Consider the following 20,115-nt stretch of genomic DNA (forward strand, 5'->3'; position numbering starts at 1 on the left):
TAGATTGGGATTGTTAAGTATGTATAAAGCAAATTTTGTAACAAAATGGGCCATAGGGCTCATGTTTTCAGCTACTTCTGTGCTGGCAATATCGCCCGCAGCGAGCGCGCAGCCCAAAGCTGGCATCTCTCAAGGCAGCATTGGCAATCAGGACGATACATTTCTCGCCCTGCGCGACGCTTCACGCGCTAACAAACTCGACAGACTTGATGGTTTAGCGTCGGTGTTAAGCAATTATGACATCCCTTCGTATGTTGATTACTATCGACTCAAGCCGCGCCTTAAAGATTTGATGGCGCCGGAGTCCGAGATTCGCGATTATCTGGCCCGTTATGACGGTACCGCGATTGCGGACCGGCTACGCAACGATTGGCTACTTGAGCTTGGCAAGGCCGGTATCTGGCCCACGTTTGACGAGCAATATCCCCTGTTTGCGCTGGATGACGATACCCAACTTAAATGTTATGCACTCACCTCCAAGGCTTTAAAAGGCGTCAATGTCGCCGACGACGCTCGGGCGTTGCTTACGACGCCTAAGGATTATGGTCAGGCGTGCACTGATTTGATTGGGACGTTAGCGCAAAACGGCCAGTTCAGCCAAACCGACGTCTGGTTTCAGGTTAGGCAGGCAATCGAGTCAGGTTACGCCCCTGTTGCCCGACGCATGGCGCCATTCATGGATGCTACCGACGCTCAGATCGCGCAGGCAATCGATCGTGCGTCGTTGGTAGTCGCACGCGGTCCCGGTGCGGATCGGGTCGGTCACGAACTTTTTATCATCGCCTTGGGCCGCATCGCCAAAAACGATCCAGCGCAAGCGGCCAATGCCATAATGGCCGCTGCCGATCAATTGACCGCTGCTGAACGTTCGTTGGGCTGGGGGCAAATCGCATTACAGGCGGCATTAAAGCTCGATCCTCAGGCAGTCGATTACTGGCGCGCCGCGCAGGGAGCACCGTTATCGCCGGACGGGTATCAGTGGAGGGTACGTTCTGCGTTGCGCGCGGGTGACTGGAAATTGGTCAAGACTAGCGTTGAAGCAATGCCACCTGCGTTGCGTGATGATCCTGCATGGACTTACTGGCTCGGGCGTTCACTGATGGCCGAGGGACGCAATGATCAGGCTCAAAAATTATTTCAGTCGATTGCTGACCAGACTAATTTTTACGGTCAACTGGCACTGGAAGAATCAGGGAAAAAAATCGTTGTCGCTGGCACCCCTTCCATGATTACGGCGCTTGAACTGGCGCCGATGCAAAGGAATGAAGGCTTTCGGCGCGCGTTCCGCTTTTTTGACATGGGATTGCGATTTGAAGGTACCCGCGAGTGGAACTGGGAATTGCGCAAAATGTCGGATCGCCAGTTGCTGGCGGCGGCTGAGTTTGCTCGCCAGAGCGATGTTCTGGACCGGATGGTGAACACCTCTGACCGGACCAAGATTGAAGTCGACTTCAATCAGCGCTTTCCTGCGCCGCATCGGGACATTATGATGGCCAATACGACTGGACTCGGAATCGATATAGCCTGGGTGTATGGCTTGATTCGTCAAGAGTCACGGTTTGTTAGAAATGCGCGTTCGCAGGTCGGCGCGTCCGGGCTGATGCAACTGATGCCGGCGACGGCCCGTTTTGTCGCCAAAAAAGTGGGCTTCAATGGTTTTACTGCCGATCAGGTAAATGATGTCGATACCAACATCATGCTCGGTACCAATTATTTAAGTATGGTACTCAACGATCTGGATGGTTCGTTGCCGATGGCAACGGCCGCTTATAACGCAGGACCGGGACGACCGCGTTTGTGGCGTTCTTCTTTGCCGGGCAGAGTGGAAGGGGCGGTTTTTGCAGAATCAATTCCATTCAGCGAGACCCGTGGTTATGTCAAGAACGTGCTGTCTAACGCCACTTATTACGCCGCGTTGTTTGAGGGTCGCCCGCAATCGCTAAAAGCGCGTTTGGGCAGCGTTGCGCCTAAGGGCTATACGGTTTCAGCATTGCCATAACGGATCGTAATCGCAACGAAATGAAATGTAAGCGCAGACTTTTAGTAACCGACTCTAAATGGGACATTTATGCAAGCTACGGAACGTGACGCAACTTTGTCTGAAGTGTTAAAGAACGCTGGAAAGTCTGGCATGACATTGGTGATCGGGAATAAAAACTATTCATCATGGTCGATGCGACCCTGGGTAGTTTTGAAGGCGTTCGGCATCCCATTTAACGAAGTGCGGATTTTGCTGGATCAGGCCGAGACAGCGACCGATATTGCGAAATATTCTGCGGCTGGAAAAGTGCCCGTCCTGGTGGTGGGTGACTTGCACATTTGGGACTCTTTGGCGATTTGTGAATATCTCGCGGAACAATTTCCAGACGCCGGAATGTGGCCTAAAGACGTCGCCGCGCGTGCGATTGCGCGTTCGGTGTGTGCTGAAATGCACGCTGGTTTTGCAGGTGTGCGCTCTGCGATGTCGATGGATATTCGCGCCAGTCGTCCGGGCGAGGGTCGCACGCCTCAGGCACAAGGCGACATTGGACGCATTAGCGAGATATGGGAAGATTGTTTATCCGAATTCGGTCACCACCGCTTTCTGTTTGGTGACTTCTCCATCGCTGATGCATTCTTCGCGCCGGTTGTCATGCGGTTCCGCATCTTCGGAGTCTCTTTAGCGCCAGCATTACAAGCTTATGTTGAACGCGTTCAGGCGCATCCTGCTATCGCGCAATGGGTGCGCGAGGCGTTGGAAGAGCAGGAAGTATTGCCCGATCATCTTTGATGTACGGTTTTGATGACTAGCATGGGTTTGAAGCAGTATTTGCTGGAATGATTGATTGTATTGGCACGTATTTACGATGAAAATCTTTGTAGTGGGCGGCGCGGTGCGCGATGAGTTGTTGGGTCTTGCCGTTAAAGACCGTGATTTCGTGGTGGTGGGTGCCACCCCGGAACAAATGCTGGCGCGCCGATTTCGACCTGTCGGCAAAGATTTTCCCGTATTTTTACATCCCGATACACAAGAAGAATATGCATTGGCGCGTACCGAACGCAAGACTGCGCCCGGCTATAAAGGCTTTGTATTTCACACCAGTCCCGACGTTACATTAGCGCAGGATTTAATCCGCCGGGATTTGACCATCAATGCCATTGCGCGGGCCGAAAACGGTACGCTGGTGGACCTTTTCGACGGACAGAAAGATTTGCAGGCGCGGGTCTTTCGTCATGTATCGCTTGCCTTTTCTGAAGACCCGGTACGCATCTTACGAGTGGCCAGATTTGCCGCGCGATTCACAGAATTTTCAGTCGCCCCGGAAACCAGTGCATTGATGCAGCAGATGGTCGCAGCGGGCGAAGTGGATGCATTGGTACCCGAACGCGTGTGGCAAGAATTATCGCGGGGATTGATGGAGGCGCGTCCGTCACGCATGTTCGAAGTACTGCGCGACTGCGGTGCGTTGGCAAAAATCTTACCTGAGCTGGACGTTTTGTGGGGCATACCGCAACCAGAAAAGTTTCACCCCGAGATCGACACCGGCGTGCACGTGATGATGGTCGTCGATACTGCAGCAAAAGAAAACTATCCTTTAGCGGTACGCTTTGCCGCGTTGATGCATGATCTTGGCAAAGGTGTGACGCCGCCAGCAGAATGGCCGAGTCATCATGGTCATGAAGGAATGGGCGTCAAATTGGTTGAGCAGGTTTGTCAGCGACTCAAGGTCCAGGGCGAGGTGCGAGATCTGGCGCTAATGACCGCGCGTGAGCATGGCAATGTCGGGCGCGCTTTTGAGTTGCGTGCGAACACCATCGTGACTCTTCTTGAGCGTTGCGACGGATTTCGCAAGCCGCAGCGCTTTTTGGCTATGCTTGATGCGACCCAATGCGATTACCGTGGCAGGACCGGTTATGAAAAGCGCCCATTTCCGCAGCGCGCCTTTTTTCTTGGTGCATTGGCGGCGGCGCAAGCGGTAAATGCCGGCGAAATCGCAGGGAGGTTTGCAGGGCAGCCCCAACGCATACCGGAAGCGATACACGCCGCCCGGGTCGGCGCGGTTGAGGCTGCGTTACCTGCATTGCGTGCGCTACCTGAGCTTCTTGCGCCGACGCTATCAACGCTATCGAGCGTGCAGGGTAATTTATGAGTAGTGCCGGAAACCCGTTGATCCCCAAGATACAAAGACCCACCGTCTATGTCAAAGAATTGTCGCGGCACGCGCGCAAGCGCTTGTTGCGGCATTTTCTGGCGTTGGATAGTGGTGATCGACTCTTGCGTTTTGGTTCTGTCCTTCCAGACGCGCTGGTGACGCGATATGTTGAAAATCTGGATTTTGGCAGAGACACAATTTTTGGTGTCTATGATCGTAAACTCCGCTTGCTCGGGGCTGGTCATCTGGCCTTTGCCCCGCGAGACGCGCTACCATCCATGCGTGCTGCCACCGACAAAGATCAAGTGGCTGAATTCGGCGTTTCGGTCTCGTCCATAGCACGTGGGATGGGCGTCGGCACGCGCTTGTTTGAGCGTGCCGCCATCCATTGCCGGAATGCCGACATCGATACGCTTTATATGCATTGTTTATCTTCGAATAAGGTCATGATGCATATTGCGAAAAAAGCCGGGATGACGATCCATCGGGATTATGGCGAGGCCGACGCGTATCTAAAACTATTGCCAGCCAGTCCTGCTACCTTAATGCAGGAAGCAATGCAGGAACAGGCGGCAACGTTGGATTACACTGTAAAAGCCAACGTCCGTGCTGCATTGAATTGGTTGAGCAATCTGCCTGGGTTTAAGCGCGATTAAATCGCGAATGGCGCAACACAGCGCTTTATGTTGGAGCGGAGAAATAATGGACACTAAACTGAAGTTGACACCGAACTTGTCACCTAATTTGAATCCGACCGTTGCCAAAGATGCGCAAGGTGCACCAAGTTTGTTGACCCCGCCAAACGGCTCACCAGCGCCACTTGATACCGCCGACTTTTTCGCCACGGTCGCGGAGAAGTCCGACGGCACAGGACTACGTGGCGATTATCGCAAAATTGACGCCCAATATGTGGTCGAGCAGGAATGGGACGCTTATACCCCGCAGCAGCACGCGTTATGGCGACGATTGTATCAACGCCAGGCTAAACTCATCCCAGGGCGTGCGTGCGATGTCTTTATCGACAGTCTGGAGCGGCTGCAAATTGGGGAGGGTATTCCCCATTTTGCGCAGACTTCGGCATTGTTATTAAACGCCACGGGCTGGCAATTGGTAGCGGTGCCGGGTCTGGTGCCCGATCAGGTTTTTTTCGAACATTTAGCAAACCGCCGCTTTCCCGTGACCGTTTGGTTGCGCGAGCCGGAAGAGTTTGACTATATCGTCGAGCCGGACGTTTTCCATGATTTTTTCGGTCACGTGCCGTTGCTGTTTAATCCTGTTTTTGCGGATCATTTGCAAGAGTATGGCAAAGGCGGATTGAAAGCGCTGAAGGTAGACGGGCTGGCAATGTTGGCACGATTGTATTGGTACACCATTGAATTCGGCCTGATTCAAAGTCCTGGTGGCTTACGCGTCTATGGCGCAGGAATTTTGTCATCCGGTGGAGAGATTGAACACAGTCTGACTAGCCCCGCAGCAAGGCGGATTCCGTTTAATCTGGAGCGGGTAATGCGAACGTTGTACAAAATAGATTCTTATCAAGAAACCTATTTTGTGATTAATGATTTCGAGCAATTATTTGAAGAGACGGCCCTAGATTTTATTCCGTTGTACCAAAAATTGTCCGCTTTGCCTCCCCTTCCGGCCAACGCGTTGCAAGAGGGTGAGAGTGTGATTGCGAGTTGATTTTTTACGCCTGACTAACGGCAAGCGCGTCACGCGCAGGCCATAATTTCAGACAAAAAAAAGCGGATTCTGCCGGGGGAGCAGAATCCGCAACTAGTGATTAATGGGAACACTAGAGGGAGGTATGTCGGGCGACCAGACCATGGGGGAGGATCAACAGCCGCTCCAGACAAGTGTCTATTACACCTCTTACACATCGATTTTTCCATTGGACTTACGCCTTGTTACGTTTGTTACCTGGCGCAAAGTTTCATGACGGTAGGGCCACTTTTTCGTATTTCGTGTGATCTGACGGTCGCCACCGGGCTATGCATTTGGCCGCAGATTGGCTTATGATAGAAGGGCAGTACAACGCATGCACACAAATGAGACGTTTTACTCATAAGGTAAATACGTTTTAGGAACGCTTGTAAAACCTCGCGTAGTGCAATCAAAAACATAATTTTTGGCACGGAGACTGAATGAACGCACCATTAGGGACGCAATTGCTGTCCACTGACTCGTCGGAAGAGACTCTTCGCCCGAGTCCTCAAGGCCTCCCTCAACATGCTCTCGCGGGCACAGGGTCCCAGTCTGCACCGATATCTCTCGACGATAAATTTACATTGGAACGTGGGCGCGCCTTTATGACCGGGACGCAGGCGATTATTCGTTTGCCGATGTTGCAGCATCAGCGCGATACGATCGCAGGCTTGAACACCGCTGGTTATATTACCGGCTATCGCGGTTCGCCACTGGGCAGTGTCGATTTGATGGCGGCCAAGGCAAAGAAATATCTGGATGCCCATAACGTCAAATTTCATCCGGGAATGAACGAGGACCTTGCCGCGACCAGCGTCTGGGGCACGCAGCAGGTCAATTTGTTCCCGGGCGCGCAATACGATGGCGTATTCGGCATGTGGTACGGAAAAGGGCCGGGCGTAGACCGTTGTGGCGACGTTTTTAAACACGCTAACATGGCTGGCACCTCCAGACATGGCGGTGTGCTGGTTCTGGCAGGCGACGACCACGCCGCTAAATCCTCGACCACCGCGCACCAAAGCGAACATATTCTGAAGGCTTGCGGCATACCTGTGCTATATCCATCTTCGGTGCAGGAGTATCTCGACTACGGGATCCACGGTTGGGCAATGAGTCGCTATACGGGTTTGTGGGTATCGATGAAATGCGTCACCGATGTCGTGGAGTCTGGTGCCTCGGTCGCGCTGGACCCTGATCGCGTGCAAATCGTTTTGCCTGCCGATTTTGAAATGCCTGCGGATGGCTTAAATATCCGTCTGCCCGATACCGTGCTCGGTCAAGAAGCGCGGATGAACAATTACAAATGGTACGCGGCGCTCGCCTATGCGCGTGCCAACAAACTCAATAAAATCATCTGGGATAGCCCACGCGCCCGTTTTGGGATTATTACTGCTGGTAAGTCGTATCTGGATACCCGCCAGGCATTGGCCGATCTCGGGATTGATGAAGCGATTGCACGTGATATCGGCATCCGCTTATTTAAAGTTGGCATGACCTGGCCGCTGGAAGCGGAAGGCGTGCGCGAATTTGCCCAAGGTCTGGAAGAGATTTTGGTGGTCGAAGAAAAGCGTCAGATTCTCGAATACCAATTAAAAGAAGAGTTGTATAACTGGCGCGATGACGTGCGCCCGCGGGTGGTCGGTAAATTCGATGACACCGGTGAGTGGAGTAATCATGGCGCAGGTCACGGTGACTGGCTACTGCCTGCAACGTATGAGTTGAATCCCGCCCAGATCGCGCGCGCGATAGCCGCACGGATTTCAAAATATTTTGCCGGTCATCCGGTCGAACAACGCGTGAAAGAACGCGTTGCTTACCTAGAGACAAAAGAAGCACTCCTCAACATCAGCAGTAAACCGGACCCCAATAAAGACCGCGTACCGCATTTTTGTTCAGGTTGTCCGCATAATACCTCGACCAAATTGCCCGAAGGCAGTCGTGGCCTTGCTGGTATCGGCTGCCATTACATGGTGTTGTGGATGGACCGTGAAACCTCGACCTTTACTCACATGGGTGGCGAGGGTGCCAACTGGATTGGCCAGGCGCCGTTCACCAGCGAAAAACACGTCTTTGCCAATCTTGGCGATGGTACGTATTTTCACTCGGGATTATTGGCGATTCGCGCTTCCGTTGCGGCCAAGGTCAATATTACTTATAAGATATTATTTAATGATGCCGTCGCCATGACTGGCGGTCAAGCCTTTGACGGCCCATTGGATCCGGCAATGATTTCCCGACAAATTGCGGCAGAAGGTGTGAGCCCGATTATCGTGGTAACCGACGAGCCTGACAAATATCCATCATCGACCGATTGGGCACCTGGCGTCACGATCCGGCATCGTAGCGAGTTGGACGCTGTGCAACGCGAGTTGCGCGAAATTGTCGGGGCTTCCGCGATGATATATGACCAAACCTGCGCGTCGGAGAAGCGTCGACGCCGCAAACGTAACGAATATCCGGACCCAGCCAAACGTGCAGTAATCAATGAAGCGGTGTGCGAGGGGTGCGGCGACTGTAGCGTGCAATCAAACTGTCTCTCGGTCGAGCCATTGGAGACCGAATTTGGCCGTAAGCGCCAGATTAATCAGTCGTCATGCAATAAGGATTTCTCATGCGTCACTGGTTTTTGTCCCAGCTTTGTCACCGTAGAAGGTGGTAATCTCAAGAAGCCCAAAAAGCTTGCTGCCACATCAAGCGAGGGCAATCTCAACGCGGAAACGGCAGCGCAGTTGTCGGCGCCAGCGGTCAATTTGCCGACACCGATTTTACCGACGACGACCAGGCCTTATGGCATTCTGGTCACCGGTATTGGCGGTACCGGGGTGGTGACCATCGGGCAAATTTTGGCGATGGCCGCGCATGTGGAAGGTAAAGGCTGTTCAGTGCTCGACATGAGTGGTCTGGCCCAAAAAGGCGGTCCGGTGATGTCTCATGTGCGTCTGGCAGATCATCCCCAGGACTTGCACTCGACCCGCGTTGGTACCGGCGACGCCGATCTGGTGATCGGTTGCGATGCCATTGTCACGGCCAGTCGTGACGCGTTGTCGCGAATGGGGGAAGGGCGCACGTTTGCCGCGATCAACGCTACCCGCACCCCGACGGCTGCATTTGTGAAAAATCCCGACTGGCAGTCACCGGATGTTGCAGCCGAGAAGGATATTCGTACGGCTTGTGGTAATGATCGGGTAGAGTTTATCGATGCCGGCAGAATGGCGACTGTATTGATGGGTGATGGCATTGCTACGAACATGTTTATGCTTGGTTATGCATGGCAAAGAGGCTGGGTGCCGCTAACTGAAGCGTCATTAATGCGCGCGATTGAACTGAACGCGCTGCAAGTGGAGTTTAATAAACAGGCATTTACATGGGGTCGCACCGCGGCATGCGATCCGGTCGGCCTGGATCAGCGTACCCGTATTAACGGTAGCCCCGCACAGGTGATTGCTTTCAAGCGGACGGCGACACTAGACGATGTTATTACGCGCCGCGTGGCATTTTTAACCGCCTATCAGAACCCCGCCTACGCCGAGCAATATCGCATGTTTGTCGCACGCGTGCAGCAGGCTGAACAACAAGCTGGTCAGCAAGCTGGGCAGCAATTGCGTCATGATGGCGTACCGCACAATGCGGGCGTTCGGTCATCCCGACTGAGTATGGCGGTAGCGACGTATCTGTTTAAATTGATGGCCTACAAAGATGAGTATGAAGTTGCCCGCCTGTACACCGATGGTGCTTTCAGGGCCAAAATTGCGGGCATGTTCGAGGGTGATTACAAAGTCAAATTCCACCTCGCGCCGCCGCTTTTAGCCAAACATGATGCCGAGGGTCATTTGATCAAGCAGGAATTCGGTCCATGGATGATGCGTGCATTTGGTGTGCTGGCGAGTTGCAGGTTTCTACGCGGGACCGTGCTCGACATTTTTGGCTATACAAAAGAGCGCAAAGAAGAACGCGGTCTGATCGCGCATTATCGGGAAACGATTGAAGCGTTACTGCCTAGGTTGACCCCGGAAAATCTGGCGGTTGCCGTCGCAATTGCGAGTATTCCCGAAGAAATCAGAGGTTATGGGCACGTTAAAGATCGGCACTTAGTCGCCGCGCGCATGAAGGAGCAACAACTTATCGATAGCTTCAATGCGCCGTCGGCGGGCGATCAGGCACATGCAACAAGTTCCTTTGCTGCGTGATATGGCTAATCCGGGTGTCATAAGGGGGGACTAATGCGAATGATCGGTGCTGATAAAACGTAATCACAATATATAACGAAGATACGCAACTAAGATACGCAACTAAAGCAGACGTGAAAATGGCCGGGATAAGTGATATCCGGCCATTTTTTTGTGTTTCTGCACCTCGGAGGCGTACCTAAATGGGATCCAGCTGGCGCTGGGCTTTCGGTAATTGCTCAGCTTGTGGAGGAACGAATTGCTGTATTCGCGTACGGTTTATAAAGTATCTAAAGAGCGCAAGCACACAGCCGAGTATCAATCCCACTACCAATCCCATCAGACCCGGCTTCAATATACCCGGCGTTGATTGAGCCGGAATGAGGGGCGCGGCAATAAAAGACATTTTTTCCACATATTGTGAATATGCTTTGAGGTTATCTATTGATATGTTGTTAAACACGCTGCGTTCAACTTCATTATCCATATTTAGTTTAAGTGCGCTCTTCAGGTCAGGCAGCACGGCGAGAAATGCATTGCCGGAAGTACTTTGTTTCAACGCGTTCTGAAGTTGTTCGTAGTAGCGCAAATAGATCGCATTTATTTGTTGGTCGCGCAAAATGCGTGGCAAATCGCGTCCCTTTTCTTCGAGCTCTGTTTCAATGGCCACCAATTGGGTGATGGGAGAGAGAAACCGTTCATTTCCTTCTGTGATCGTCACCGGTTGTCTGTCACCCATACGTATTGCGTCGGGGTACTCCCGCAAAATACCTTGCATTGATGCTTTTTTTATTTTTAGTTGCTCAAGCTTATATCTGACATCGATTGCTTCGTTGTCGTAGTTGCGGGCAAGTTCCTGGCGCTCCGTGTAACGCCTGCGCGCCAGGTCCCGGTAGTCGAGCAAAATCATGGTGTCGCGGATGAAATTGCCAAGCACCAATACGCCTTCTTGCGCTTGTAGCGGCGCGGCAGCGCTATAAGATATTTTTAGAGCAGTGATGTCGGGATCGTCTGGCTTTGCTGCTGCGTTAGGAACGTCCTTGACCTCAGATCGCGTAACGGGATAAATCGGGACTATCGATGCCTCAAGGGTACGGCGATTGATGAAGCTGTCTTGTTGTAGGGTAGATAGCTGGACTGAAGTGAGTGATTTAGCGAAATTTTGCCAGCGTAACGGGGCAGCAAGTGCCGCTTGCAAACGCCGGAAGTCAGAAAAAGACATCTCCATCTGGAAATAGCCTTCGCTCTTGTAAGTACTTTTTGCCCACCCGAATAATAGCGCTGCTAAAGTGACGAGTGCCGCGACAGCTAACACAAGGCGCTTGCTTTGCCAGACAATCTGAGCGAACTCCTTCAGGTCGAAGAATTCACTGTCGTTTCCGTGGGGGCGAACATGGTTAATACCGGGTTTCATTTAATTATCCCAAAGTAGACGGTGTCTACAGGAGATTAATTATGATTGCCATAGTGCAACATTGCAATGATTTTTAAGTAATTTCTTGGATATAGAAAAATTGGAGCCGCATAATTGCTTCTCATGCTTATAAAAATCACAATTTTTTGCATATAAAAAAGTATCACATTATTTTTTACCCGCAAACTGTCGGTATCCGCGTGCACGCAAAGCGCAAGCTGGACAAGTGCCGCAGCCAAACCCCCATTCATGTAGCGCCCCGCGTTCGCCCAGATAGCAAGTATGCGTATCGGCGCGAATGATATCGACCAGCGCATCGCCGCCCAAATCCTGCGCCAGCTTCCACGTTTGGGCCTTGTCAATCCACATCAAAGGCGTTTCCAGCTTGATGCGGGTTGCCATGCCGAGATTGAGCGCGACTTGTAATGCCTTCATTGTGTCATCGCGACAGTCTGGATACCCGGAGAAGTCGGTTTCACACATACCGCCGACCAGAACGTCAAGACCGCGACGATACGCAACGGTGGCGGCAACGGTCATGAACAATATATTGCGGCCCGGTACAAAGGTGTTTGGCAAGCCATTTTCTTGCATGACGATTTCAACATCCTCAGTCATCGCAGTGGACGATATTTTTGAGATAAGCGAAAGGTCTATCAGATGATCTTCGCCAAGCTTGCTGTTCCAGTCGGCAGCCTGGGCGCGCATTTTTTTCAGCAAAATCGGACGTTGCAGCAGTTCTACGGCATGGCGCTGACCATAATCGAAGCCGATTGTTTCCACCCGATCATAGCGCGTTAAAGCCCAGGCCAGACACGTAGTGGAGTCCTGGCCACCGCTAAAGAGGACCAATGCACCGCTTGGGATTGTCATATAAATATCTTTGTACAGGTTAAAAGTAGGGCGGCGGTAACTGTCGTGGCAGGCACCCCTTCGGCCGAATGCAGTATCTTCCCACACTCAGAAAAAATGAACGGAGAAAATACGAGCGGTGAAAACAGCACCCCTGCGGGTGCCCGGGTTGAGCAAATATTATAGAACTTATGCAAATCGTTCCGCAAAGGGACCGGATATACTTGCCTGCGGCATTGAAAGTACGAGCCGGTTGAGCAGTTGGCGATAGTGCAGGTTTAATTTATTTATTGATCCTATCGAGCGTCTGTTCGACAAAGTCATTGTTCGAATCGGTGAAGCGAATCCGCACTGGATACCACTCCAGTGACGGCGCGAGCCAGATATCGAGTCGTTGGTCTGTCGCATCCGGGGGCGGTTCTCTATACACATGGATCGCATCCACTTCTCCCATGCCGGTGGAAATTTTTTCCCGACTGACGATTTTGAAAGTCCATAGCTCGGCATCGCGTTGACCAGCGACAAAAAATACCCAACTTGATCCGGGCTTGAATGTTTTCGGGGTTGCTCGCGCCACGCCTATTAACTGCCATACGATGCTGGTGCGGTCTTGTTCGCCGCCTTTGATGGGATAAGAGGCATCGGATTGAGAAAAGGTTACCGTGCCGTTGGCAGCGTCGCGATTGAAGGTGGTAGTGGTGCTATTTTTGTGAAAGCGCTTATCGGTGAACTGGAGCGGTGCCAGCCCGTAAGCGTCAATCTTCCCTTCGCTTTTAGCCTCCAGGATCTTGCCGAGAATCATGGCGCGAGTAGTCGCTTCGACGCTAAAAACTTTATCGTCCGCTTGCCATTTGACCGCCGCATCGCCGCTGATGGACAGGCCGCTTTGTCGCGCCCGGATGGTGTAAGTCAGGTCGGCCGAAGGTGGTAAATTGAATGCGCGTTTGATGGCTGGATGCGCAGGCAGGCTAGTATCTGTAGAAAATGCGTTGATACTTGCGCTGGATAGTAGTGCCGCGATGGAGAGATGCACGATTGACTGCAGGAAAATTTTCATAGTTTGAGTAGGGTCAACTAAATCGACCAAAATGGCAGTTTCTATAGTGGTAAAAAAAGTGCTAGGCGCTTATCCCGGTGCTGCGGATGCGACAAGTTGTTTAAGATTTGACAGCGACATATCCAAATAGTCACCATCTTTTTCGGTAAAGCGTAACCTTACGGGGTACCATTGTTGCTCAGGTGCAAGCCAGATATCGAGGGTTTTTTCGGTTGAGCCGAGCTGCGGTTTACGTGCAAGATGCCAGGTTTTCACGGTGCCTGTACTGACCTTGATGTCTTCCTGGCCGAGTACTTGAAAGCGCCACGTTTCGGCGTCTTTATCACCGGCGACAAATAAATCAATGACGCTACCGGGGATAATTTGTGAGGCGTCGCCGCGTCCTATGCTTGCTAGTTGCCAGACGATACTGGCACGATCCTGCTCGCCACCAGTGCGTGGGTAGTTATTGGCCGAGGCCGAAAAAGTAATCGTGTTTTGGTCTCGCTGAAAGGTGGTACTGGTGGGCGGCTTGCGGAATTTTTTTTCTGTGTATAGCGTCGGTGCCACGCCAAAGCCGTTGATCTCGCCGGTACTCTTAAAATCCAGGGCGCTAATAAACAGCACGCCCGCTTCGCCGTTGATCGTGTAGTGGCTGCCGTCGGTTTGCCAGGTGATTTTGCCGCCCCCATGATAAGTCTGCCCCTTGCTTAGTGCTTCAACGTCGTACTTTAGTTCAGCGGACGGAGGAGGTTTAGTCTGGAAGTGGAGAGCGTTCGCTGTCGGCGAAGGTGCTGCGGTGGGGGAGGCAGTCGGCGGGGCCGCGGGAACTGGGGCCGTAGGCGTTGCTGCGTTTGCAGCGTTATCGGTAATCGGCACCGGCTCTGCAGCGTTGCCCAAAGCGATATTGCTGACAGCATCGGTCGGCAGGATGGGTGTGCGTGTTTCTCTGATAGGCGTATCTGGTACTTCTGGTTCGGCCGATATTTTTTGCGGTCGGCTAATGGTTTTTTTTTGCGCTTTCGGCTTGACGGGTGCTGGTTTTGGCGCGACAGGGGTTGGCGACAGGATCGGTTTTGCGACCGGCGGCAATCCTATCAACGTTGCGATAACAATGGGAGCGGGGTGCGACGCTGATTGTTGTATTCCCAGCATTTCGCTGCCCCATTTGATTAATGATAGGTGTAGCAGAAGCGAGATCGCGAGCATAAACAGCCAGCGGCGTGGCGCTTTACTGCCGGGTGGTCGCGGACTGCGCACGGTTTGGATCGCATTAAGGAAAAGCCTCGTCATGCGCACAGTGTAAACGAACGCTGCCGATGTGTTGCATTTCGTGCGCAGGGCTGATGGTGGATAGCGTCGCTTTCTACTGACCGCTGGCGATTGGCTGGGAGTGAAAAGCGCCGTTTAAAACAGCAGCTTCGTTCTTGCAAGAAACCTAAGAAAGGGCGCAATAGCGTTACGAGCATCGCCTGCTCACTGCGCAAGAAAAATAATTATCAGAAACCTGCATCTGAGCACCACATAGCATTTCTGGTCGGTATAGTATGCGATGTAAGCAATTTATGTGCGCAACACACTTAAGGAGATTCATATGAGTAATCCAAACTTTCTCGGCACTGATGCAATGACGAACAGTGTCGATTTCATCAAAAAAATGTGGGGCGGAATGGGTGTGCCGGGCATGGTTGTACCGATCCTTTCGGTCGAAGAAATCGATAAAAAAGTTACCGATTTGAAGGCGGTTGAAGGTTGGTTGAGCCTGAATTTGAATATGCTGCGGACCACTATTCAGGCCCTCGAGGTCCAGAGTGCAACGTTGTCCGCGTTGAAGTCGATCGGTGCGCTGGCCATGCCCTCCGCAGATGCTCCACAGACACCAAAATTCGGCGAGACCGCAACAGAAAGCATGACCGAAGGGGCCGCCGCGTGGGCAACTATGGCATCACAATTTCCATTTTCTTTCATGCCGGATAAGGCGAATAATGCGAATGAGTCTGTACCCGAGCCTGCAGTCGCGCCAATTTATCAGCCAACCTCCGCGCCGGAGCCGGTAGCCGCCGCAGCGCCAGCTCCAGACACCTCGGTCACCGATGCCATGGCGAACACCGGCGCGTGGTGGGATGTCTTGCAAAACCAATTTAAGCAGGTAGTGAGCGGCGTAATGGCGAACGAGGCTACTGGGGGGGCCTCAGCAAGCGGAGAAAAATCTGTTCCGAAAGCAAAAGGGTCCCCGTCAAGAAGTACCGGGACCGGCACTCCGACCAAGTCAAAAGCAAAGCCGAAGCCAAAGGCCAGCGCCATGACCGGCGCAAAATCGGTCGCTGCCATCAAAGCGACCCGGAAACCTGCTGCAACTAAAACGCCTGCATCAGCGCGCAGCAAGAAAGTGCCATCAAAATAACGGTTGGAGATAGAACGAGGGTGTGAAACGGTTATGCAGCGGTCGGATGTCCGGTCAATCCGGCCCCGCGTAACTGTATGTGTAAGCGCTACCGTAACTTCGTCGTGCGCTATATGGCTACTACCCGCGCCACATCCCTACCGTAACTGGTCAATGGCCGTCCTATCGCCCCGTCGCATCGTGGGGTTCAGATAAATCGCGCGCTTTCGCACCACGCTTTAGCAGGCGCATCAAACTCCCCACAACCGGAAGCTTTTCGTAGAGTTCTTCTGCTGCATCCCAATAGTCGCGGTGATAAACGATATAGCCGTGCTTGTTCAGGCGCAGATGGGACGCTCCCTTAATGCATTGCTCCGCGCGCGAAAATCGCTTCATCTTAAAGCGGAATTCCCACGTCAAAAATGCCACGTCCGCCTGCAGCATGTGATGCGTGACGATGAAGCGCGGCGTATCCACCTGCACAAACATATGCGCGTAAACCTGCTTGATGGCATTTATTCCGGTGACTTCGTTGAACGGATCCTTAAACCACGCATCCTGTGCATAAATTAACGGGATGAGGACGAGATCGTCGAGTGTCAAGGTCTCAAAGAAAGCGACGATGCGCAGCACATCTTTACTTTGATCGTTGATCATTCTTCCTCCCGTTGTTTGCTCGATGGTGGCGCTCATAAGCCGGTCACTTTATGGATCAACGCGAAGTAGGCCCGATAGGGTAGCAGGCGTGCGAAGCGCAGCCAGTTGGTAAACTTTTTGGGGAAATGGATATGAAACTGACCGCGTTCCAGGCCCTCAATCAAACTTTCTGCGGCGCTCGATGCCGACATGATGGAGGGCATCGGAAAGTCATTATTGGCTGTGAGTGGCGTCTCAACAAATCCAGGATTAATCAGATAGACGCCGATGCCACGTGGTCGCAGATCGAGATACAGGCACTCGGACAAATTAATCAGCGCAGCCTTAGTCGCGCCATACGCCATCGCTTTGGGCAATCCGCTGTAACCCGCGACCGAGGCCACAATCCCAATGGCGCCTTTTTGCTGCTGTAGAAGTACCGGTAAAGTAGCGTCAAGGCAATGCATGACCCCGCGTAAATTCAGATCGATCAGGCGATTGGCAAGGGCGAGATCGAAGCTATCGGCGCGCATTTCGCCATAACCGCCAGCGACAATTAAAATCAGATCAATGCCTTGCCATGTATGCACGATGTGATCACGGGCAGCGATGACGGTTTCATGTTGCGTGATGTCGAGCGCAACCGTGAGTGCATTGGCATGGCCGTTGGCAATTTTAACCAGCGCGTCGGCACTCCGCGATGACAGGGCAACGCGCGCCCCTTTTGCCAGCAGTTGTCGCGCTGTTTCGGCACCAATTCCGCTCGACGCACCGAGGACCCAGACGCGTTGCTGATGCCAGTCGGCGAGGATGGGATTCATTGGATTTAGAAAAGTCATAATTTCTTTGCTAGGGCGTGCGGTTATCGGGTTTCCAGAAACCTGTATACGTGCTGCAAAGAGCGATAATCAAGTGCGAATAAACCCCAAGACCGCGCCGGTTTCGCTGCTTCATTTCATGAGGATGGTCAGTGCTACCCGACGCTACACCTCATCAGCGATGTATGAGCGTGAATAAGTGCTAAGGGCGCTTGCTGAACGAGAGGCTGATATCGCCGAGTTTAAATCCCAGCTTACTCATGACCGTGTGGTTGAGCATTACCCGTTGGTCCATCCGCACCATTAAGTCATCCATGCTGACATTGATGACATGTCCGTCAACCGGTAATGCCAGCACATATTTCCAGTGCAGCGTGTTGCCATCGGTAATGCCTATCGCTTCGCCAACGATGTCAGACGCCGTACCGATAAACTTGTTTGCCGCCACTTTTTTCAAAGTCCAGATACGACGTTGTTTGGTCCCGTCCGAGTAGGTAAAATCTTCATCGAGGGTGCCTGTATCGCCTTCCCATTTACATTGGATGACTACAGTAAAGCGCTTGACGACTTTGCCTGAGCGATCCTGAAACATGCCCCATGCGTCTAGCGTGCCATTAAAATACTCCGACAAAGTGAGCGTCGGCTTCTGGTCTGCGTACTGGGTGCCTTCGGAAGTGGTACTACATCCGTTGAGCAGGACGAGGAGGCTAACCACTAGTATTTTTAAAAAAATCTTCATATTTTTCTCCAGAATTGAGGCTCACCCGAACGTTGCAAGATGGTTATCCAACCTCACCAATGTAGCGCAAGATTGCTGAGTTAGTTGTGATTCACGTGCGATGTTCAGGTGTGATGTCGATGTTGTGATTCAAATGCCAGTTAAATTGCCGTTAAATGTCATACAACGGTGCTTTCCATAAAATTGCCGCGGCCACCAGTTTCAGCGTACATGGCAGAACCGCGTAGCCGACCGTCAGTGCCTGCGCGCCTTCAGGACTTATCAGATGCGGGTGATAGCCGAGATACTGTAAAAGCGGTAACGAAACGCCTGCTGCCAATGCTAAATTAATTTTAGTTGCCCAATTCCATATCCCGAAATAGGCACCTTCTTTTTGCCTGCTATGTCCACCGTCTGCGATAACAGCGGCGAGGAGCGCGGGCGGTAGCAGAAGGTCGGCACCCAATGCAAAGCCGGACATGACGCATATCAAACCAAATGGCACCATGTCGCCAGCCGTTAGCCTATAAGCCCATATAAAAGCGGCGATCGCCAAAAGCATCGCGGCAAACCAGACGCGGGCTTCGCCAAAGCGTCTCGCCAGTGCGGACCAGGCGGGCATGGACAGCGCGCCAGCCACAAAATACAGCATGAGGAACAGGCCGCCGTATTTTCCCAATTGCAACTGATCGTCTACAAAAAATAAAAATAACGTCGCAGGAATTGCCGCAGCGATTCCGTTAATCATGAAAATTCCAAACAACCAGCGGAAGCGGCGATTACGAAAGGGAAGCAGAACACCATGATCATTGGTGTCGGCGACGCGCAGGGCCGCTGTAGCGCCCGGTTGCGGCGCGATCTGTAATACTGCCGCGCTGCCCAGCAACAGCAGGACGAATACCGGGGGCAACCAGCTTGTACCGAGCAATCCCGGGAGTGCCGCTGCAAGCACGACACCAATTAAACCAAAGGCCTCACGCGTTGCGGTCAGGCGCGAACGCTGATCAAGCGCCTGGGTCAAGGCGGCACCCCAACTTTGATAGGCAATGGTGGCGATGCTGAAGCCGACATAGACAACCAGCAAAGCTAAAACTAACCATACCAAAGGAAATTTTTGCGCGAACACAGGCGGCAAAAAAAGTGCGCTGAAGCCGATGATCAGTGGTGGCACACCAACCCAGATCGCCCGCTTGAATCTGTTCCTGGCGGGGGAGCCGTCTAACCAGCGACCGATCGCAGGATCAATAAATGCGTCAAACAGACGGGTGGCCAACAAGATCAGCCCGATCAGCGACAAGGAAATGCTAAACCGATCCGCATAAAATTGCGGAATATAGACGTAGACTGGTAATGCCACCAATGCCAGTGGCAATCCAAACAGACCATATTTCAGCAATGCGGGAAACGCTAGCTTAGTCATCGGCGATATTCATGGCGTTACTCATTGTCGTTACTCGTTGGCTTCACACAGTATGATTACACATCATCATTACTTTTTGTTACGGTGCCAGGTTATTGGCAGGTTTGGAAGGTGCCGCATGCATGAGCAGTTGTTTGCGAAGTGGCGCGCTGGTTGTTTTGGGCGAAAGCCAAATACCAAAAAATGCAGATGAAAATTGTGGATCTGCAATCTCGCCAATAGGTTTCCCGTCCATATAAAATCGCGCACCAATTCCTGGAAGAAAGATTCCCGTCAGGCGTGATCCCTCGACCACATTGGGAAAAATCGCCTTCATCTGACTTAACCATGGCCCGTATTCCGCATCGCTGCCACGACCGATTTTACGCATCTGGTCAATACTACTTTCAGCGACCTTGCTGCCCTCAAATGACCGGTCATAACGCAAGTCGAGGGCAAAACTGGCGGCATCGGGCGCGGATGGCTGATAACCGTTATCTCCGACCCAGAGTTGTGCGGCGTAAATGGGGATGCCAAACCAGCGGAAGCGTCCTTCCCCTGCCAACCTGGCATGCGGAATCACACTTTGTATATGGAGTGGCGCCCTGGCGGATCGACTTGCAGGATTGTCGCTTGCGGCCTGAGCCCCATTCACGCCGTCGGCCTGATCAGCGGCGCTGGCGTTATGCCATATGTTCATGAGCGTCAATAATGCCGATATTCGGAGTAACGTCAGTGCAGCATCTGATAGGACGCTGTATAAATAACTGGTCTGGCGTATGCGCATCAGCAACTCCTTAAGGCAATTCACACTATTCTGGCGCTAAACTTTATAGAATGCGCACCTTTATACAGA

Annotated in this window: 16 protein-coding genes; 7 read left to right on the forward strand and 9 right to left on the reverse strand. The window is 52.4% G+C overall.

Annotation, left to right across the window (positions count from 1 at the left end):
- Positions 1-19: 19 nt before the first annotated feature.
- From HAV38_RS14160 to HAV38_RS14185, 6 genes are all read left to right on the forward strand, one after another.
- Positions 20-1,999: a lytic transglycosylase domain-containing protein gene (locus HAV38_RS14160; protein ID WP_168056043.1), complete on the forward strand. Its 1,980-nt coding sequence runs from the start codon at positions 20-22 to the stop codon at positions 1,997-1,999.
- Positions 2,000-2,068: 69 nt separating this feature from the next.
- Entirely contained in the window at positions 2,069-2,770 is a 702-nt protein-coding gene (locus HAV38_RS14165) for a glutathione S-transferase family protein (RefSeq protein WP_168056044.1), read from the forward strand.
- 76 nt (positions 2,771-2,846) lie between these two features.
- On the forward strand, positions 2,847-4,130 hold the full coding sequence (locus tag HAV38_RS14170; RefSeq protein ID WP_168056045.1) for a multifunctional CCA addition/repair protein: 1,284 nt from the start codon (positions 2,847-2,849) through the stop codon (positions 4,128-4,130).
- Complete coding sequence (locus HAV38_RS14175; protein ID WP_168056046.1) at positions 4,127-4,789, forward strand: GNAT family N-acetyltransferase; 663 nt, start codon at positions 4,127-4,129, stop codon at positions 4,787-4,789. The genes HAV38_RS14170 and HAV38_RS14175 overlap by 4 nt, the downstream gene beginning before the upstream one ends.
- A gap of 46 nt (positions 4,790-4,835) precedes the next feature.
- Positions 4,836-5,816 carry a phenylalanine 4-monooxygenase gene (gene phhA / locus HAV38_RS14180; protein WP_168056047.1) on the forward strand — a complete coding sequence of 327 codons (981 nt, stop codon included), beginning with the start codon at positions 4,836-4,838 and terminating at the stop codon, positions 5,814-5,816.
- Positions 5,817-6,277: 461 nt separating this feature from the next.
- On the forward strand, positions 6,278-10,024 hold the full coding sequence (locus HAV38_RS14185; protein ID WP_168056048.1) for an indolepyruvate ferredoxin oxidoreductase family protein: 3,747 nt from the start codon (positions 6,278-6,280) through the stop codon (positions 10,022-10,024).
- A gap of 178 nt (positions 10,025-10,202) precedes the next feature.
- Here the strand turns inward: HAV38_RS14185 and HAV38_RS14190 are convergent, their stop codons facing one another.
- The 4 genes from HAV38_RS14190 to HAV38_RS14205 all read right to left on the reverse strand — a co-directional run bounded on the left by HAV38_RS14190 (position 10,203) and on the right by HAV38_RS14205 (position 14,598).
- Positions 10,203-11,417, reverse strand: a complete 1,215-nt coding sequence (locus HAV38_RS14190; RefSeq protein WP_168056049.1) for a GumC domain-containing protein — start codon at positions 11,415-11,417, stop codon at positions 10,203-10,205.
- Positions 11,418-11,585: 168 nt separating this feature from the next.
- Positions 11,586-12,290, reverse strand: a complete 705-nt coding sequence (gene queC, locus HAV38_RS14195; RefSeq protein WP_168056050.1) for a 7-cyano-7-deazaguanine synthase QueC — start codon at positions 12,288-12,290, stop codon at positions 11,586-11,588.
- A gap of 262 nt (positions 12,291-12,552) precedes the next feature.
- The gene (locus HAV38_RS14200) at positions 12,553-13,302 is read right to left on the reverse strand and encodes a DUF3108 domain-containing protein (protein ID WP_245182375.1); all 750 of its coding nucleotides are present in this window, start codon (positions 13,300-13,302) and stop codon (positions 12,553-12,555) included.
- 93 nt (positions 13,303-13,395) lie between these two features.
- Positions 13,396-14,598, reverse strand: coding sequence for a DUF3108 domain-containing protein (locus HAV38_RS14205; protein ID WP_168056052.1), 1,203 nt, complete (start codon positions 14,596-14,598; stop codon positions 13,396-13,398).
- Positions 14,599-14,899: 301 nt separating this feature from the next.
- Between HAV38_RS14205 and HAV38_RS14210 the strand changes: the two genes are divergently transcribed.
- Positions 14,900-15,709, forward strand: coding sequence for a PhaM family polyhydroxyalkanoate granule multifunctional regulatory protein (locus tag HAV38_RS14210; protein ID WP_168056053.1), 810 nt, complete (start codon positions 14,900-14,902; stop codon positions 15,707-15,709).
- Between the two features lie 162 nt (positions 15,710-15,871).
- Here the strand turns inward: HAV38_RS14210 and HAV38_RS14215 are convergent, their stop codons facing one another.
- From HAV38_RS14215 to HAV38_RS14235, 5 genes are all read right to left on the reverse strand, one after another.
- On the reverse strand, positions 15,872-16,381 hold the full coding sequence (locus HAV38_RS14215) for a nuclear transport factor 2 family protein (protein ID WP_245182376.1): 510 nt from the start codon (positions 16,379-16,381) through the stop codon (positions 15,872-15,874).
- The gene (locus HAV38_RS14220) at positions 16,378-17,163 is read right to left on the reverse strand and encodes an SDR family NAD(P)-dependent oxidoreductase (protein WP_168056054.1); all 786 of its coding nucleotides are present in this window, start codon (positions 17,161-17,163) and stop codon (positions 16,378-16,380) included. The genes HAV38_RS14215 and HAV38_RS14220 overlap by 4 nt, the downstream gene beginning before the upstream one ends.
- A 181-nt stretch (positions 17,164-17,344) precedes the next feature.
- Positions 17,345-17,881, reverse strand: coding sequence for a DUF3833 domain-containing protein (locus tag HAV38_RS14225; RefSeq protein ID WP_168056055.1), 537 nt, complete (start codon positions 17,879-17,881; stop codon positions 17,345-17,347).
- A gap of 151 nt (positions 17,882-18,032) precedes the next feature.
- Positions 18,033-19,280: an MFS transporter gene (locus HAV38_RS14230; protein WP_168056056.1), complete on the reverse strand. Its 1,248-nt coding sequence runs from the start codon at positions 19,278-19,280 to the stop codon at positions 18,033-18,035.
- A gap of 79 nt (positions 19,281-19,359) precedes the next feature.
- On the reverse strand, positions 19,360-20,046 hold the full coding sequence (locus tag HAV38_RS14235) for a chalcone isomerase family protein (protein ID WP_168056057.1): 687 nt from the start codon (positions 20,044-20,046) through the stop codon (positions 19,360-19,362).
- Between the last annotated feature and the right edge of the window lie 69 nt (positions 20,047-20,115).

It is taken from the genome of Glaciimonas immobilis (assembly GCF_011947285.1).
Classification (GTDB): domain Bacteria; phylum Pseudomonadota; class Gammaproteobacteria; order Burkholderiales; family Burkholderiaceae_D; genus Glaciimonas; species Glaciimonas immobilis.

Bases quoted from the DNA above. Each gene is read 5' to 3' on its own strand.
- HAV38_RS14160 (WP_168056043.1), top strand. From the start codon at position 20: ATGTATAAAGCAAATTTTGTAACAAAATGGGCCATAGGGCTCATGTTT.
- HAV38_RS14165 (WP_168056044.1), top strand. From the start codon at position 2,069: ATGCAAGCTACGGAACGTGACGCAACTTTGTCTGAAGTGTTAAAGAAC.
- HAV38_RS14170 (WP_168056045.1), top strand. From the start codon at position 2,847: ATGAAAATCTTTGTAGTGGGCGGCGCGGTGCGCGATGAGTTGTTGGGT.
- HAV38_RS14175 (WP_168056046.1), top strand. From the start codon at position 4,127: ATGAGTAGTGCCGGAAACCCGTTGATCCCCAAGATACAAAGACCCACC.
- phhA (WP_168056047.1), top strand. From the start codon at position 4,836: ATGGACACTAAACTGAAGTTGACACCGAACTTGTCACCTAATTTGAAT.
- HAV38_RS14185 (WP_168056048.1), top strand. From the start codon at position 6,278: ATGAACGCACCATTAGGGACGCAATTGCTGTCCACTGACTCGTCGGAA.
- HAV38_RS14190 (WP_168056049.1), bottom strand. From the start codon at position 11,417: ATGAAACCCGGTATTAACCATGTTCGCCCCCACGGAAACGACAGTGAA.
- queC (WP_168056050.1), bottom strand. From the start codon at position 12,290: ATGACAATCCCAAGCGGTGCATTGGTCCTCTTTAGCGGTGGCCAGGAC.
- HAV38_RS14205 (WP_168056052.1), bottom strand. From the start codon at position 14,598: ATGACGAGGCTTTTCCTTAATGCGATCCAAACCGTGCGCAGTCCGCGA.
- HAV38_RS14210 (WP_168056053.1), top strand. From the start codon at position 14,900: ATGAGTAATCCAAACTTTCTCGGCACTGATGCAATGACGAACAGTGTC.
- HAV38_RS14215 (WP_245182376.1), bottom strand. From the start codon at position 16,381: ATGAGCGCCACCATCGAGCAAACAACGGGAGGAAGAATGATCAACGAT.
- HAV38_RS14220 (WP_168056054.1), bottom strand. From the start codon at position 17,163: ATGACTTTTCTAAATCCAATGAATCCCATCCTCGCCGACTGGCATCAG.
- HAV38_RS14225 (WP_168056055.1), bottom strand. From the start codon at position 17,881: ATGAAGATTTTTTTAAAAATACTAGTGGTTAGCCTCCTCGTCCTGCTC.
- HAV38_RS14230 (WP_168056056.1), bottom strand. From the start codon at position 19,280: ATGACTAAGCTAGCGTTTCCCGCATTGCTGAAATATGGTCTGTTTGGA.
- HAV38_RS14235 (WP_168056057.1), bottom strand. From the start codon at position 20,046: ATGCGCATACGCCAGACCAGTTATTTATACAGCGTCCTATCAGATGCT.